Here is a 14,397-nt window from a genome sequence, read left to right as displayed (position 1 = left end):
TATGGACAGGGAAGCGCTTCTGCTAACAATTAACGAACTGCACCGGGCAGTGGAGGCGGGCCTATCTCCCCGGGGAGAGAACGTACGGCCGCTGATCGGGGTTTCGGCTAATCAGAAGGAGGGGCTTTCCTGTATCAATAATACATACATTCAGTCGGTTGCCGATGCCGGAGGTGCTCCGGTACTTATTCCGGTTACCACCAACTTGGATGCATTGTCGGCCATTGTTTCTCAACTGGACGGACTGCTTCTTTCCGGCGGTGGGGATATTAATCCGCTGATGTGGGAGGAAGAACCGATACCGGCTCTTCAGGAGGGTGATCCTGTAAGGGATACCTACGATTTTATGTTGTTGAAGCTGGCGGCCGACCGCTGTATGCCGGTTTTCGGGATCTGCAGGGGGCATCAGCTTATCAACATGGCTTTTGGAGGGTCCATGTATCAGGATATACGGACCCAACATCCAACGGAGACTATCAAGCATAGTCAGCAACACGACAAGGCTTTCGCTTCGCACACCGTTACAGTAGAACCCAACTCCCTGTTGGGGATTCTGACGGACAACCAGGATAAGATTAAGGTGAATTCGCTGCATCACCAGGCCGTAAAGGAGGTGGCTCCTGGATTTAAAGCCAATGCCACAGCGTCCGACGGTATCAACGAGGGGATGGAGGCCTATCCTTTTTATCCGCTTATCAGTGTGCAGTGGCATCCCGAAACCATGGCTGCCGCAGGTGATGAGCTGATGCGCGAACTGTTTCGTTTCCACATAGAGGAGGCTACGCTTTATAACCTGGCCAAATCGATACACCGCACGATTCTTTCCATCGATTCGCATTGCGATACTCCGCAGTTTTTTGACGAGGACTTTGATATTGGTCAGCAAGGCCCCGGTAAGGTTAACCTTCCGTTGATGGAGATGGGGCATATCGATGCTGCATTTCTGGTGGCTTACCAGGCTCAGGGTGAGCGGGATGACCAGTCGCTGCAGGAGGCATCCAACTTCGCTTTCAGGCGTTTCCGCCAGATACGGGAGCAGGTGGCGCTTCAGGAACAGCGGGTGGGTGTTGCCACTAATACTGCCGACTTCATCCAACTGAAGAAGGAGGGAAAGAAGGCTTTCTTTATCGCTGTGGAAAACGGTTATGCCATGGGAAAGGATCTCAGGAATCTGGAACGTTTCAAAGAGGAAGGGGTTACCTACATTACGCTTTGTCACAACGGCAGCAACGATCTGTGTGATTCGGCTGTGGGTGAACCGGAGTGGAACGGGTTGAGTCCTCTTGGGAAAGAGGCGGTTAAGGAGATGAACCGTTTGGGAATCATGGTGGATGTGTCTCATGCTTCGGAAGCTACGTTTTACGATGTGATGAAGGAGAGTTCGGTTCCGGTTATCGCTTCGCACTCTTCGGTGCGTGCTTTATGTGATCATCCGAGAAACCTGACCGACGATCAGATACGTGCCATTGCCGCCAAAGCGGGTGTGGTGCAGATTTGCCTTTACAACGAATTTATCAATCCTGAACCGGCAAAAGCAAGCATCGACGATGCGCTGGAGCACATCCGGTATGTGGCCGACCTGGTGGGTGTAGACTATGTGGGTATCGGTTCCGATTTTGACGGAGGGGGTGAACTGTTGGGTTGCCGTTCTTCCAACGAACTGATTCAGATTACAGTTAAACTTCTGGGACTGGGATATACGGAACCGGAGATTGAAAAGATATGGGGTGGTAACTTGTTGCGTGTGATGAACGCGGTGCAACAGGCTGCCGGTGTGGATCAACTTTCAAATAATTGAATTATGTTTACAAAAATGCTATATATCTTATTTGCCGCTGCCATGATATCCTGCAGTCAGACTCCTTCTTCCTCTTCAGCAAAAGTGGAATCGCAACCGGTTAAACAGCAGAACGTACCGGCTTTTGATGCCGACAGTGCCTGGGTGTTTGTTGAGAATCAGGTTAAATTCGGTCCGCGTGTTCCCAACTCGGAAGCGCATGTGGCTTGTGGAAACTACCTGACCAGCGAACTGAAACGTTTCGGGGCACAGGTGTACGAACAGGAGGCTACGCTGACTGCCTATAACGGCACGCAGCTGAAGGCTAAAAACATTATCGGCTCTTACAATCCGGAGAACAGTAAACGGGTGTTGCTGTTTGCCCATTGGGACAGCCGTCCGTATGCCGACCATGACAAGGATCCTGCCAACCATAAGAAGCCGATAGATGGTGCCGACGATGGTGCGAGCGGTGTAGGTGTACTGCTGGAAATGGCCCGTCAGTTTTCGATTAAGTCGCCGGCCATAGGTATAGACATCATCTTCTTTGATGCGGAAGATTACGGGACTCCCGAATTTGTAAAGGAATATAAAGAAAACACCTGGTGCCTGGGTGCTCAGTTCTGGGCAAAGAATCCGCATGTGAAAGGGTATAAAGCCGACTTCGGTATATTGCTCGACATGGTTGGTGCAAAGAATGCCTCCTTCTTCAAGGAGGCGACATCCATGCGTTATGCTCCGCAGATTGTGGAACTGGTTTGGAGTACCGCACGGGATTTAGGATACGGTAAGTTTTTTATCAATGCGGAAGGTGGTGCCATTACAGACGACCATCAGTATGTGATTCTGGGACGCAACATTCCCTGCATCGACATCATTTATACCGATCCCGAGTCGGACAATGGTTTCGGTCCCCACTGGCACACACAAAACGATACAATGGATAATATAGACCGTGAAACACTGAAAGCAGTGGGACAAACGGTTCTTCAAGTGGTATATAATCAATAAATGGATATAAAAAGATGACGATTAACGAGATTCAGGACGAGATTATTGAAGAGTTTTCGGCCTTCGACGACTGGATGGACAAATATGCCTTGCTTATTGAATTGGGAAATTCATTGGCTCCGCTGGACGACAAATACAAAACGGAAAGCAACCTGATCGAAGGGTGCCAGAGCCGTGTATGGCTGCAAGCCGATTATTCAGATGGGTTGATCCATTTCCAGGGCGAAAGCGATGCTGTGATTGTTAAGGGAATTGTATCCCTGCTGATAAAGATTATTTCGAGTCATACGCCCGATGAAATATTGAATGCCGATCTTTATTTTGTTGATAAGATCGGATTGAAAGAGCACTTATCTCCCACCCGTTCAAACGGACTGGTTGCCATGTTGAAGCAGATGCGTCTGTACGCCATGGCATTTAAATCCAGGGAAGAGGCCTGATCAGAAATCCAGCGTAAGTTGCGAAGGCAATAACGTAAACGTTTTTCTGTGATAAGGGGTTATCCCATGCTTGCTGATCGCTTCGCGGTGGGCACGCGTTGGATAACCCTTATTTTGTTGCCAGCCGTAAGACGGGTACTCTTCCGCCAACTGCAGCATATAGTCGTCGCGATAGGTCTTCGCCAGAATGGATGCGGCGGCGATGGACAGAAAGCGGCCGTCTCCCTTTACCATGCAGGTAAAGGGGATCTCTTTATAAGGAGTGAACCGGTTGCCGTCGATAAGAAGTGCCTGGGGTTGTACCTTGAGCTGTTCGATGGCCCGGTGCATGGCAAGGAAAGAGGCTTTCAGAATATTGATAGCATCAATCTCGGGGGCTGTAACCACCCCTATCCCCCAGGCGATGGCCTCCTGTTCGATAAGCGGGCGTAAGGCATACCTGTTTTTCTCACTCAGCTGCTTGGAGTCGTTCAACAGTTCACTCTTAAAATCGGGAGGAAGAATCACAGCCGCAGCAAATACCGGACCGGCCAGACATCCCCTGCCGGCCTCGTCGCATCCGGCCTCGATAACATCCTTCGTATAGTAGGCTTCCAACATGTACCGTTCCTTTTATTAAAACATACCGGCTACCCGTACAATACCAGCAGCCAACGCATCAATTTCCTCTTTCGTGTTGTAAAACGCAAAGGATGCACGTACCGTTCCTTCTATGCCCAGATGCTGCATAAGGGGTTGAGCGCAATGGTGACCGGTGCGGACCGCAATTCCCAGTCTGTCCAGCAGCATCCCCATATCGTAATGGTGTATGTTTCCTACAAGGAAAGAGATTACACTGCTCTTATGGGAAGAGGTGCCGTAGATGCGCAATCCCTCGATAGCCGACAACCTTTCGGTTGCATAGCGCAACAGCTCGTCTTCGTAGGCGGCAATGTTGTCAAGTCCGATAGCATTTACATAGCGTAACGCCTCAGCCAGGGCGGTACTTCCGATATAGTCGGGTGTACCGGCCTCGAACTTAAAAGGAAGTTCGTTGAAGGTTGTCTTCTCGAAGGAAACCGTGGCGATCATCTCGCCTCCTCCCTGATAGGGAGGAAGTTTGTCCAACCACTCTTCTTTGCCGTAAAGCACACCTATTCCCGTTGGTCCGTATATCTTATGAGCCGAAAATACATAGAACTCGGCATCCAGATCCTGCACATCTACCTTGATGTGCGGAACCGACTGTGCTCCGTCTATCAGTACCGGTACATCGTGCTGGTGAGCGATATCAATCATCTCCTTAACTGGGTTTACCGTACCCAATACATTGGATACATGCATTACGGAAACCAGTCGGGTTCGTTCTGAGAACAGACTCCGGTAGGTATCCATACACAATTCGCCCTGCTCGTTGATAGGTATCACCTTGAGGGTGATTCCTTTTTTGGCAGCCTGTATCTGCCAGGGAACGATGTTGGAATGGTGTTCCATGACCGACAGAATCACTTCGTCGCCCTCATTCATGCATGCATCGGTAAAGGAGGATGCAATCAGGTTGATGGATTCGGTGGTACCCCGTGTAAGTATAATCTCGTGGGCATGGCGGGCATTGAGAAATTGCTGGATTGTTTTTCGAGCCTCCTCGTGTGCCTCGGTGGCAGCCTGACTCAGGAAGTGCACCCCACGGTGTATATTGGCATTTACATTGTAATAACCCTCTTCGATCTTTTCCACAACGCAACGAGGTTTCTGGGTTGTGGCTCCGTTGTCAAGATAAACCAGATCCTTTCCGTATATCTTACGGGAAAGAATAGGAAAATCCGAACGGATAGCTTGAATATCTAACATAGTTGCTTTCGTTTATTGACTGTATAACAGTTGTCAAAGATACTATGTTTATTTGTAAAACGGATACGATCAACAAGGTAGTTTCCTGCAAACGATTGCATTGCATTTGATGTTATAATCAAATAGGATAGAAAGAATATCCGGTATTATCCGGTATATTTGTAATTGAGTTCCTTTGCATTACAAACTAATATTTTTTATTATGAGAAAAAATCTGCTTCTGAGTCTGATCATTTGTCTCCTTTTCCCCGGCTTCTTATCGGCTAAAGGAATAACCGCAGAACCCGCTTTTTGGTGGAGCGGAATGAAAAATCCTGAACTGCAGCTTATGGTTTATGGCGAGAACATCGCTTCTTTCCGTCCCTCGGTCTCTTATCCCGGAGTGAAACTTAAAAGTTCGGTTGCTCTGGAAAGTCCCAATTACCTGTTGGTTTATCTGGATGTAGAAAATGCCCAACCCGGCACGTTCGATATCACCTTTACAAAAGACAAGAAACAAATCAAGATGCCTTACGAGTTGAAGGCCCGTAAAAAAGATGCATGCAAGATAAAGGGTTTCGACTCGTCGGATGTGCTGTATCTGATTATGCCCGACCGCTTTGCCAATGGCGATCCTTCAAACGATAACCTGGTGATGAAGACTACCTACAAAACCGACCGTAACGACCCGAGTGCACGTCATGGCGGTGACTTGGCCGGTATCGAAAAGCATCTGGACTATATTGAGGATCTGGGGGTGACTGCCATCTGGCTGAATCCGGTTCTCGAAAACGATATGCAGGGTGGTTCGTATCACGGTTATGCCACAACGAATTATTACCGTGTGGATCCGCGTTTCGGCACAAACGAGGATTATGTGCGCTTGATCGACAAGACGCATGCGAAGGGTATGCGTGTGGTGATGGATATGATTTTTAATCACTGCGGCAGCGATCACATATGGATGAAAGACGTACCCAGCAAGGATTGGTTTAACAACCTGGACAAGTATGTAGAAACCAGTCACGTTAAAGAGGTGTACTTTGATCCATATGCTTCGGAATACGACACCAAAAGGATGGTTGATGGCTGGTTTGTTCCGTCGATGCCCGACCTGAACCAACGGAATCCGCATGTGGCGACTTATCTGATACAAAACAGTATCTGGTGGATAGAATACAGCGGCGTGGACGGCATACGACAAGACACCTATCCCTATGCGGATTATAAGATGATGGTGGATTGGTGCAATGCCATTTACAGGGAATATCCTGACTATAATATCGTGGGTGAAGCCTGGATGAATCAGACCATGGGTACAGCCTTCTGGCAAAAAGACAGCAAGTTAAACGAACGGGGCAACACGATGCTGAAGTCGGTGATGGACTTCCGTTTGATGGGACTTTCGCATTCTGCATTTTTTGGAGATGCCGGAGGTATGCAGGCGCTATACGAACACCTTGCTTACGATTACGCCTATGCTGATATTTACAATGTATTGCGATTTCTGGATAACCATGACACCGATCGCTTTTTGCCTGCCATGCCGGAGAAGCTGGATGCATTTAAACAGGGCATTGCCTTCATGCTTACCATACCTGGTATACCGCAATTTTACTACGGCACCGAGTTGCTGATGAACGGGACCAAACAAAAGGGTGATGGCTATATCCGGTTGGATGTTCCGGGCGGATGGCCGGGTGATGCTGTAAATCAGTTTGAGGCTTCCGGACGTACCGATATACAGAACGAAGCCTGGAATTACATGCAGAAGTTGTTGAAATGGAGAAAAGGCAACGAGGTTATCGCCAAAGGTAAGATGAAACACTTTGTTCCGCAAAACGGGGTATACGTGTACGCACGTAACCTGAACGGAAAGCAGGTGGTTGTCATCATGAACGGAAATGCGAAGGAAAGTGTGCTTCCTCTTGATAGATACGACGAAATCCTGAAAGGATATACATCGGGTAAAGATGTGATTACTGGAAAAGTAGTTAGTCTGCAGAAAGAGCTGACGCTGGGAGCAAAAGATGTGTTAGTGTTGGAATTATAGGTTCATTGATTTACAAAGAAAACCCCTTGCCAACGTAGTGATACGTATAGCAAGGGGTTATTATTTTATAGATATTCTCTACAGATTATTTACAACCGCGACATCCGGCACAGCTGGCAAGCTCGCCACGGAAACGTTTTTCCACAAGATGATGCAACCTCTCTTTAAGAGCATCCATACGTACGTAATCGATCACGTCGCTTGTAAAAGCTACACTTAACAGCATACGAGCCTCAGCTTCGGGTATACCTCGGCTACGCATGTAGAACAGGGCATTCTCGTCGAGCTGACCGGTTGTCATCCCGTGAGAGCACTTAACATCGTCGGCATATATTTCCAACTGAGGTTTCGAATACATACGGGCTTCGCGGCTGGAGCTAAGATTCCGGTTGGTCTGGTACGCCATGGTTTTCTGGGCTCCCTCCTTTACAAGGATTCTACCGCTGAATGCACCCACCGCCTTATCGTTAAGCACGTACTTGAATAGTTCGGTGCTGGTACAATTGGGGACTGCATGGGTAACATGGCTGTACGTATCCACCTTCTGCTCCTGGTCGATGATGGCCATACCGCACAAGGTAGCTTCGGCATATTCTCCCAACAGTTCCACGTAATAGTTGTTGCGTGAAATGCCGTTGTTTAGCGATATACCGTTTACCAGCACATTGGCCTGAGCCTCCAGTTTAACATGCAACGACGAGAAACGGGCTGTGGTTGGGTTACTTTCTTCCAGATTGTAGTAGTCGAAATGGCTGCGTTCGGCGGCGAATATTTCAACGACTTCGGTAGACAGAAAGTTTTTGGGATCCATTGTATGTTCGCACACCAACAATTTGGCCTGAGAATCTTCTTCCAGGATAACCAACACACGGCGGTTTGCCATTGTATCCACATCGGATCTAAGTACGTTGATAAGCTGAACCGGCTTCTCAACCACCACACCTTTGGGTACATACAACACGAAACCATCTTGAGCAAGAAGAGTGTTCAAGGCGATGATACCATCCTTTTCGGAAGGTGCCGCCTTGGCATAATACCTGGCTGCAATTTCGGGATGCTCTTTCGTGAAGTTAAGCAAACCTCCGGCATAAACTCCTTCCGGCAACTTAACATCAGGTTTTACACGGTCGTAAAACGAGTCGTTCACCATAAAATACAAACAGGTACTCAGATTAGGTACGTCACAGCGAAACACGTCGTACGGATTCACCGGAATATCCAGTCTGTTAATATTCAGACCGAAGTCGGGCGCAAATGCCTTGTCGACATCGGTATACTTATAATCTTCCGAATTCGCTTTGGGGAAACCGTTGGCGATGAAATCGGCCAAAGCCTTTTTCCGGGGTGCGTTAAGCACTTCCGAAGCATGGCGGTTCACCAGGGCTTCACATTGCGAATAGAGGTCGATATATTGTTGTTCGGCTGCCATATTATTCGTCTCCCATTTCTTTCTTAATCCAGTCGTATCCCTTCTCTTCCAACTCAAGTGCCAGTTCCGGACCTGCAGTTTTCACAATGCGACCTTTATAAAGAACATGTACCACATCCGGTTTGATATACTCGAGCAAACGCTGGTAGTGTGTAATTACTATGGCAGCGTTATGAGGTGTTTTCAATTGATTCACACCGTTGGCAACGATACGCAGCGCATCGATATCAAGACCGCTGTCTGTTTCGTCGAGAATGGCAAGTTTCGGATCCAGCATGGCCATCTGGAATATTTCGTTACGCTTCTTTTCGCCACCGGAAAAACCTTCGTTTACCGAACGGTTGGACAATTTGGTATCCATCTCCACAACAGCTCTCTTTTCGCGCATCAGCTTAAGAAAATCGGATGCCGATACAGGCTCCAGTCCGTTATATTTACGGTGTTCGTTAAGAGCGGCACGCATAAAGTTAACCATACTTACACCCGGTATCTCGACCGGATACTGGAAACTCAGAAACATTCCTTCTCTGGAACGATCTTCGGGAGAAAGTTCCATAATATCTTTTCCGTTGAATGTTATTTCACCTTCGGTTACCTCGAAGGCAGGATTACCTACTAAAACCGATGCCAACGTACTTTTTCCGGATCCGTTAGGACCCATGATTGCATGTATTTCTCCGGGTTTCACGGTGAGGTTGATCCCCTTCAATATCTCTTTGCCATTAATGTTGGCATGTAAATTTTTTATTTGTAACATATTGATATGTTGAACTATATTTATTAATTCTATATTTAGGTTGCTATTCCGATTATCCTACACTGCCTTCCAATGAAATTGAGAGAAGCTTCTGGGCCTCCACCGCAAACTCCATCGGTAGTTTATTCATTACCTCGCGGGCATAACCATTCACAATCAGACCAACAGCCTCTTCTGTTGAAATACCACGCTGGTTACAATAGAAGATCTGATCTTCGTTGATCTTGGAGGTGGTTGCCTCGTGTTCGATAATGGCTGTTTCGTTTTGCACATCAGCATAAGGGAATGTATGTGCACCGCAGTGGTCGCTCAGCAGAAGGCTGTCACACTGGGAGTGGTTTCGTGCATTTTCGGCACGGGGAGAAATTTTAACCAATCCACGGTAGCTGTTCTGACTGTGACCGGCAGAAATACCTTTAGAAACAATGGTGCTTTTCGTATTTCGGCCCAGGTGTACCATCTTTGTTCCGGTATCTGCCTGCTGATAGTTATTGGTAACGGCAACCGAATAGAATTCGCCTACCGAATTATCTCCTGCCAATATGCAACTGGGGTACTTCCAGGTAATAGCTGAACCGGTCTCGACCTGCGTCCACGATATTTTACTAAAATCGCCTTTGCAAAGACCCCGTTTGGTTACAAAATTGTAAATACCACCTTTACCCTCTTTATCTCCGGGATACCAGTTCTGAACGGTCGAATATTTAACTTCGGCACGCTCAAGCGCTATAATCTCTACAATGGCGGCATGAAGCTGGTTCTCGTCACGCATTGGTGCGGTACAACCTTCCAGGTAACTTACGTAGGCATCGTCTTCAGCCACAATAAGCGTACGTTCGAACTGTCCGGTATTAGCCGCATTGATTCGGAAATAGGTTGATAATTCCATTGGACAGCGAACGCCCTTAGGAATAAACACAAACGAACCATCACTAAACACAGCGGAGTTCAGGGCTGCAAAGAAGTTATCACGATAAGAAACGACACTTCCCAGGTATTTCTGTACCAAATCAGGATGATTCTGTACTGCCTCACTGAAAGAACAGAATATGATACCCTTTTCTGCCAGCGTCTCTTTAAAGGTAGTCTTTACAGAAACACTATCCATTACGGCATCAACAGCCATGCCGGATACTCCGGCCAGCATTGCGCGCTCGTGCAAAGGGATACCCAGCTTTTCAAAAGTCTTTAATAACTCCGGATCTACTTCATCCAGACTTTTCGGACCTTCCTTTTGTTTAGGAGCTGCATAATAGATAATATCCTGATAATCGATTTCCGGGATGGATAAGTGAGGCCAGGTTGGCATTTCGAGTGTCTGCCAATGGCGGAATGCTCTTAGACGGAATTCGAGCATCCATTCGGGCTCGTTCTTTTTTGCTGAAATAATCCGGACCGTATTTTCGTCCAGACCTTTATGTATTACTTCCGTATCTATGTTGGTAACAAAACCGTACTTGTAATCGCCGGATGTTACCTCATTAAGAATATCTGTTGAATCCTGCATATATTAATCTTAAACTTTACATGTTACATAAAAACAACCACTATGCTCATTTTGTTCCTATAGGCTGATTTATATCCTCATAAATCAAATCGATAGAAGATTTCCTTCTTCCTTTTCAGGTTCATTTTTGTCGAAAATATGGAAGGGAGCATAAAGAGTGGGGACTAAAGAGCCGGTAAAATAGTAGAAGCGGGAATTTTCTTTGGTCTGTTTAGATATCAATTTGTTCTCCTTATCTATAGTTTCATAAAAATTGATAAAAAGACTTAGAAAAAATGTCGTGATCAGCACCCCAAGAATTCCTCCTGAAAGGTGGTTCAATATTCCAAGGGGTGTGGCGTCCACAACATTGTCCACAACCCAGCCTGCCAATGAGATGACTCCTGCAATCAAAGAAAAACCAATGATATAGCTCATAACAACGGATGTTTTTCCAGAGAACCAACCCGATTCCATGAAAAATGCCTGAAACCATAAAGCAATCTGTCCACAAAAATAGATCGCCAGGACAAGGGCCAGAAGCGAAACAACCTGTTTGATGAATCCATCAAACAGGCCTTTCACAAATCCTAAGCCGGCTAAACATACCAATGTTATATCCAACCAATTCATTATAATGTTTTCTTTACTTCCACTTCTTCATATGATTCGATAATATCTCCAACCTTGATATCGTTGTAATTGGTAATATTCAGACCACATTCGTAACCGAAAGCAACTTCCTTTACATCATCTTTATAACGTTTCAATGAGCCAAGATCGCCCGAATAGATTACGATACCATCGCGAATGAGTCGGATTTTGTTAGAACGTTTAATCTTACCTTCCTTAACCATACATCCGGCAACCGTACCAACTTTCGTAATCTTGAAGACATCGCGTACTTCTACGTTGGAAGTTATAACCTCCTTGATATCCGGTGATAACATACCTTCCATAGCCGATTTCACCTCTTCAATAGCATCGTAGATAATTGAATACAGACGAATCTCGACACCTTCTTTATCAGCCTGGCGACGGGCGGCAACAGCCGGACGAACCTGGAATCCGATAATGATGGCGTTTGAAGCAGCTGCTAAAACAACATCCGACTCTGAAATCTGACCTACAGCCTTGTGTATCACATTAACCTGAATTTCAGGAGTAGAAAGACGAATCAGCGAATCGGCCAATGCCTCAACCGAACCATCCACGTCGCCCTTCACAATTACATTCAGTTCCTGGAAGTTTCCAACGGCAATACGACGTCCGATATCATCCAAAGTAAGCATTTTCTGGGTACGCAGACCAAGTTCTCGCTGCAACTGCTCTCTTCTGGTTGCAATCTCGCGGGCTTCCTGTTCTGTTTCAAGTACGTTGAACGTGTCTCCTGCCTGAGGAGCACCATTCAAACCAAGAATCAATACAGGTTCAGAAGGTTTAGCTTCCTCAATGCGAACATTACGTTCGTTGAACATTGCTTTGATTTTTCCGTGATGGGTACCAGCCAATACGATGTCACCCATGCGAAGTGTACCTGATTCTACCAAAACGGTTGAAACATAGCCACGACCTTTATCCAAGGATGATTCGATAATAGAACCTACCGCACGTTTCTTTGGATTGGCTTTCAGATCCAGCATATCGGCTTCCAGTAAGACTTTCTCAAGAAGCTCTTCCACTCCGAGTCCTTTCTTTGCCGAGATTTCCTGCGACTGGTATTTTCCACCCCAATCTTCAACCAGGTAATTCATTTTAGCCAGCTCTTCCTTGATCTTCTCAGGATTTGCACTTGGCTTATCTATTTTATTAATAGCAAATACCATAGGTACGCCGGCCGCTGCAGCGTGATTAATCGCTTCAACTGTCTGAGGCATCACATTATCGTCTGCCGCAACAATGATAATTGCGATATCGGTAACCTTTGCTCCACGTGCACGCATGGCTGTAAATGCCTCGTGACCGGGAGTATCCAGGAATGTGATTCGTCGGCCGCTCTTTAATTTCACATTATAAGCACCGATGTGCTGTGTAATACCTCCGGCTTCACCGGCAATTACATTGGCATTACGGATATTATCCAACAACGAAGTTTTACCATGGTCAACGTGTCCCATCACTGTTACGATTGGCGGACGGGTTACCATATCTTCTTCATTATCTTCTTCGTCGGCATTGATTGCTTCAACAACTTCTGCACTTACATATTCCGTCTTGAAACCAAATTCTTCTGCAACAATATTAATTGTTTCAGCATCCAAACGTTGGTTGATTGAAACCATGATACCGATACTCATACAAGTACCGATAACTTTGGTAACAGGAACATCCATCATGTTGGCCAGGTCGTTTGCAGTTACAAACTCCGTAAGCTTCAATACCATGCTTTCGCGTTCTTCCTGTTCCAGCAGTTCGTGCTCGCGACGAGATGCCGCATCACGCTTATCACGGCGATATTTCGCACCCTTTGTATTGGTTTTTCCCTTACTGGTAAGACGTGCTAAAGTTTCCTTTATCTGTTTCTGAACATCCTCTTCGCTTACTTCTGCCTTTACCGGTTTCTTAAGACGCGGCTTCTGATCACTTCGCAAGGTGGGACGTGCAAAATTATTTGAACCGGGAGTAGAAGCTACATCCACACGTTCTTTCTTGATACGTTTACGTTTCTTCTTTTCTGCATCATCGCCTGGTTTTACAGGTCCAGATCCAGCCTTTACGGGAGCACCAGGTCTAGGAGCATCGCCCACTTTAACCGGAGCCGCTGGTCTTGGAGAAGAAGCATCCTTAGGTCCTTTGTGTGTTACTACGACCTTCCGTTCAGGGAAGCGCTTGTCGTCGCGTTCTTTTCTCTTTTCCTCCTTCGTCTTCTTTTTGGGACGAGTTGACTGATTGAGTGCATTTAGGTCAATCTTTCCGGTAACCTTTATATTCGACTCAAACTTGGTCGTATTAATACGGTAAACCTCTTCTGATTCGTTTTCTGTCTCAGCAGAAGGTGTCTCAACAGGTTTATCTTCTATTTTTTCAGGTCGATTATCTTTTGGAGTTTCTTTAAGCATCGGTTGTTTATCTTCGACTATTACTTTATCCACTACTATCTCTTTTTGCACTGGTTCAGACACAACTCTTTCCTCTTTAGGTGAATGAGTTTTAACAGGCGTAGTTTCAGCAACAGGCTCTGATTGCACTTTAACTTCCGGAGCAACCTCGTGTCTGACAGGTTTCTCTTCTTTTTTAATAACCGGAGCTTCTTTAACAACAGGAGGTTCCTGTTTTTTAAAGGGCTCGTCCAGGTTGATTTTGCCTTTAGTTACAATACGGGGTTTGTATTCTTCAGGTATTTCAGTCTTAATCTCATAAGATTTTTCTGGTTTGGCTGAACCAACCTCTTCAATCACCTCTTTGCGTTTATCTTTTTGAAAACGGTCTGAAGATGACCGATCGCGGTCTTTCCCGTCATGTAATCCTTTTCCAAACTCATTTACGAGCAAAGCATACTGTTCATCACTGATCTTCGTGTTGGGATTACTCTCAACATGATGACCTTTCTTATGTAAGAATTCCACCACGGAGGTGATTCCCACATTTAAATCTCTCGTTACATTTATTAATTTTATAGGCATATCTAACTTTGT

At 46.2% G+C, this 14,397-nt stretch carries 11 protein-coding genes; 4 read left to right on the top strand and 7 right to left on the bottom strand.

The features are described 5' to 3' along the window. The first annotated feature begins 1 nt into the window (after position 1). From F5613_RS13390 to F5613_RS13380, 3 genes are read left to right on the top strand one after another with little or no spacing between them, the layout of a single operon-like run. Positions 2–1,798 carry a gamma-glutamyl-gamma-aminobutyrate hydrolase family protein gene (locus tag F5613_RS13390; protein ID WP_179400134.1) on the top strand — a complete coding sequence of 599 codons (1,797 nt, stop codon included), beginning with the start codon at positions 2–4 and terminating at the stop codon, positions 1,796–1,798. A gap of 3 nt (positions 1,799–1,801) precedes the next feature. Continuing rightward, positions 1,802–2,788 (top strand): M20 family metallopeptidase, encoded by a 987-nt coding sequence (locus tag F5613_RS13385; protein ID WP_179400133.1) that lies wholly within the window; start codon positions 1,802–1,804, stop codon positions 2,786–2,788. A 14-nt stretch (positions 2,789–2,802) separates the two neighbouring features. After that, positions 2,803–3,228 (top strand): SufE family protein, encoded by a 426-nt coding sequence (locus F5613_RS13380; RefSeq protein WP_179400132.1) that lies wholly within the window; start codon positions 2,803–2,805, stop codon positions 3,226–3,228. On the opposite strand, the gene F5613_RS13375 is transcribed toward F5613_RS13380, so the two are convergent. After that, positions 3,229–3,828 carry a ribonuclease HII gene (locus tag F5613_RS13375; RefSeq protein WP_068182097.1) on the bottom strand — a complete coding sequence of 200 codons (600 nt, stop codon included), beginning with the start codon at positions 3,826–3,828 and terminating at the stop codon, positions 3,229–3,231. 15 nt (positions 3,829–3,843) lie between these two features. Next, positions 3,844–5,058, bottom strand: a complete 1,215-nt coding sequence (locus F5613_RS13370; RefSeq protein WP_179400131.1) for an aminotransferase class V-fold PLP-dependent enzyme — start codon at positions 5,056–5,058, stop codon at positions 3,844–3,846. A 202-nt stretch (positions 5,059–5,260) separates the two neighbouring features. On the opposite strand from F5613_RS13370, the gene F5613_RS13365 reads away from it, so the two are divergent. Beyond that, positions 5,261–7,090 carry a glycoside hydrolase family 13 protein gene (locus F5613_RS13365; protein ID WP_179400130.1) on the top strand — a complete coding sequence of 610 codons (1,830 nt, stop codon included), beginning with the start codon at positions 5,261–5,263 and terminating at the stop codon, positions 7,088–7,090. An 85-nt stretch (positions 7,091–7,175) separates the two neighbouring features. Here the strand turns inward: F5613_RS13365 and sufD are convergent, their stop codons facing one another. The 5 genes from sufD to infB all read right to left on the bottom strand — a co-directional run bounded on the left by sufD (position 7,176) and on the right by infB (position 14,385). Beyond that, positions 7,176–8,519 (bottom strand): Fe-S cluster assembly protein SufD, encoded by a 1,344-nt coding sequence (gene sufD, locus F5613_RS13360; protein WP_179400129.1) that lies wholly within the window; start codon positions 8,517–8,519, stop codon positions 7,176–7,178. Between the two features lies 1 nt (position 8,520). Continuing rightward, a complete protein-coding gene (gene sufC, locus F5613_RS13355) occupies positions 8,521–9,276 on the bottom strand; it encodes a Fe-S cluster assembly ATPase SufC (RefSeq protein WP_079683988.1) in 756 nt (251 codons plus the stop codon). Positions 9,277–9,328: 52 nt separating this feature from the next. Next, entirely contained in the window at positions 9,329–10,783 is a 1,455-nt protein-coding gene (sufB, locus tag F5613_RS13350; protein WP_079683987.1) for a Fe-S cluster assembly protein SufB, read from the bottom strand. A gap of 84 nt (positions 10,784–10,867) precedes the next feature. Then, the gene (locus F5613_RS13345; protein WP_079683986.1) at positions 10,868–11,395 is read right to left on the bottom strand and encodes a CvpA family protein; all 528 of its coding nucleotides are present in this window, start codon (positions 11,393–11,395) and stop codon (positions 10,868–10,870) included. After that, on the bottom strand, positions 11,395–14,385 hold the full coding sequence (infB, locus tag F5613_RS13340) for a translation initiation factor IF-2 (RefSeq protein ID WP_179400128.1): 2,991 nt from the start codon (positions 14,383–14,385) through the stop codon (positions 11,395–11,397). Before infB ends, F5613_RS13345 begins: the two co-directional genes overlap by 1 nt. Positions 14,386–14,397 lie beyond the last annotated feature (12 nt).

This window comes from Macellibacteroides fermentans (assembly GCF_013409575.1).
Classification (GTDB): domain Bacteria; phylum Bacteroidota; class Bacteroidia; order Bacteroidales; family Tannerellaceae; genus Macellibacteroides; species Macellibacteroides fermentans.
This window is presented reverse-complemented; position numbering and strand designations above follow the sequence as displayed.